This window comes from Acidithiobacillus sp. TH-A36 (assembly GCF_057473445.1).
Window position 1 is genome coordinate 1 of the sequence record NZ_JBYCKP010000037.1, and the last position, 1,604, is coordinate 1,604.

3 protein-coding genes are annotated in these 1,604 nt (G+C 47.5%); 1 reads left to right on the forward strand and 2 read right to left on the reverse strand.

Annotated features, from left to right (window positions below):
* Positions 1–489: 489 nt before the first annotated feature.
* Positions 490–663, reverse strand: coding sequence for a CsbD family protein (locus AC2VLY_RS00885; RefSeq protein WP_310514883.1), 174 nt, complete (start codon positions 661–663; stop codon positions 490–492).
* A 43-nt stretch (positions 664–706) separates the two neighbouring features.
* The gene (locus tag AC2VLY_RS00890; protein WP_486921609.1) at positions 707–1,114 is read right to left on the reverse strand and encodes an ABC transporter substrate-binding protein; all 408 of its coding nucleotides are present in this window, start codon (positions 1,112–1,114) and stop codon (positions 707–709) included.
* A 123-nt stretch (positions 1,115–1,237) separates the two neighbouring features.
* On the opposite strand from AC2VLY_RS00890, the gene AC2VLY_RS00895 reads away from it, so the two are divergent.
* Positions 1,238–1,604 (forward strand): TetR/AcrR family transcriptional regulator (locus AC2VLY_RS00895; RefSeq protein ID WP_486891740.1); only part of this gene is annotated, 367 nt, incomplete at its 3' end.

A 1,604-nucleotide genomic window follows, 5' to 3' on the forward strand; every position in this document is an offset into this window, starting at 1 on the left:
CGGCCGATTGGCTACTTTTGACTGATTGATGGCAATAATAGGATTTTTACTCATATATTAACCTCCAGTTGTTACTCATGGAACAATTTAGAGTCCCCGATAGGGGATCCGTAAACCCCCCGCCTTTAGGCGGTGGATAGGTCCGGTGACATAATCACGAGCATGGATTCTGATAAAAGTGGTAGTCCCACGTTTTGGGCCTGTAAGCACCACCTGATCTTGCCGACGAAGTACGTTACCAAGTTGTTGGGGGGGGATGTTGGTCTCCGAACGGTTAAGGTTTGGCAGGCGCGCATCAAGAACCAAACCCTGCCGGAATGAGATGATGTTTTTCATGGCCTGTAGCGACAGCCGTCGGCCTTAGTGCCGACCGATCCGGCTTCCAGCCGTAACCTGAAGCCACCGGCTTTAGCCGGTGGAGTATTCACACAAGAAAATTACCGATTAATTCATTTATAATTTTCTCGATAAAGAGCGACAAGAAAACATTTAATCGGATAGCTTCTCTTTGAAGTCACCCCATTTTTCCTGTACTTCTCCTGCTTCCTTTGTGACTTTACCTTCAGCCTCTTGCTGAGCATTTCCGGTAATTTTACCGGCGACTTCTTTAACTGCACCTTTGACCTGCTTTACACGACCTTTCACCTGAGTTTTATTCATCATAGTCTCCTTTATTGATAACACCATTCATTCAACAAATGAACTATTAGGGGGCTGCGTGCGCCAACATTTCCGAGCGTTTATTGATGTCATTCAGCAATGCATGGATCCCGCCTTTTTTCAGAGCACCCGTAAATTCCGCTTTCTGCATCGCCAGGTTGCTGACGCCGTCTGTCGTTACATTGACAATTTTCCATTGGCCATGGGTTTGGCTGAGCAGATAATCAAACGTATTGTTTCTACCGCCATTGCCGGACTTCAACGTAGTGCTGACCATCATTCGGTGGCCAGGCACGCTCTTGGAGACGGGGCTACTAAACTTTTGACCGGCGTAATGGGTGAAATGCGCAGCATAATTTGCTACAGAATAATGGGTCAGTGCCTGCACAAACTGCTTCTTTTCCGGAGCAGACAGACATACCCGCCGGGCGATCCTACGCGTCGATTCGGCCAGCTATCAAACCCGAGATAAAATGAAGTGGCGTACGCCATCCACAGCGCCCGTTCCATTCAATTGTGGATTTGGGATAATTGACAAGATACTGCTTGGTCGGCATCTTCTAACTTTATGATAACTATGAACCGACGTAACATTCGCAATCCGAAGCAGACACGCAGCGATCTGCTGGATGCCGCTTACCACGAAATTTTGAAATACGGTTTTCAGGCCGCAAGTCTGGAACGTACTCTTGCCAAGGCTTCTGTGAGCAAAGGGGCGTTTTATCATCATTTTGGCACCAAACACGATCTCGGCCTCGCAGTCATTACAGAAGTGATCAGGCCACAATTGGAGAACCGCTGGATTACCATACTGGCTCAGCATGACAATCCCATTAAAGGACTGTGTAATCTCATTGCAGAAGAAATTTCCCATGCCGATGAGTCTGTCATTCGCTACGGTTGTCCGCTCAATAATCTGATTCAGGAAATGAGTCCTCTGGATG